Annotated in this window: 1 protein-coding gene; it reads right to left on the bottom strand. The window is 67.1% G+C overall.

Features of this window, described 5'->3' with window-relative positions:
• Window positions 1–495: hydantoinase/oxoprolinase family protein (locus EN807_RS32510; RefSeq protein ID WP_281405239.1), on the bottom strand; the 495-nt coding region annotated here is incomplete at both ends.

Raw genomic sequence — 495 nt, 5'->3', positions numbered from 1 at the left:
TTTTCGACGGCGTGGACGCGGGCGGCATTGGCCATGTTCTCGTCCACCACCTCGCAGATGCCGAAGGCGGTCGACATCGCGTTGAGCGACAGCCGCTCGCCGACATCGCGCAGAATCGCCTGCTCGGACGCAGTGCTGTCCAGCTTGATCGCCCCGCCGGCGAAATTGTCGGGGTCGAGCTTGCCGAGCACGAGATCGGCATCCGTGATCGCCGGACGCTTGCCGCCGCGGCCGTAGCAGGCCGGTCCCGGCTCCGAGCCAGCGCTTTCGGGCCCGGTCTGGATGCGGCCCATGGCGTCGACCCAGGCGATCGAGCCGCCGCCGGCGCCGATCTCGATCATCTCGATCACCGGAATGGAGATCGGCATGCCCGAGCCTTTGGAGAAGCGAGAGGTGCGCGCCACCTCGAAGGTTCGCGCCGTGCGCGGCGCAAAGTCCTCGATCAGGCAGATTTTGGCGGTGGTGCCGCCCATGTCATAGGAGACGACTTTCTCC

Origin of the sequence: Mesorhizobium sp. M5C.F.Ca.ET.164.01.1.1 (genome assembly GCF_004792125.1) — a bacterium.
GTDB lineage: Bacteria > Pseudomonadota > Alphaproteobacteria > Rhizobiales > Rhizobiaceae > Mesorhizobium > Mesorhizobium wenxiniae.
The sequence above is the reverse complement of the archived record's forward strand: the minus strand, read 5'-3'. Positions and strand labels throughout refer to the sequence as shown.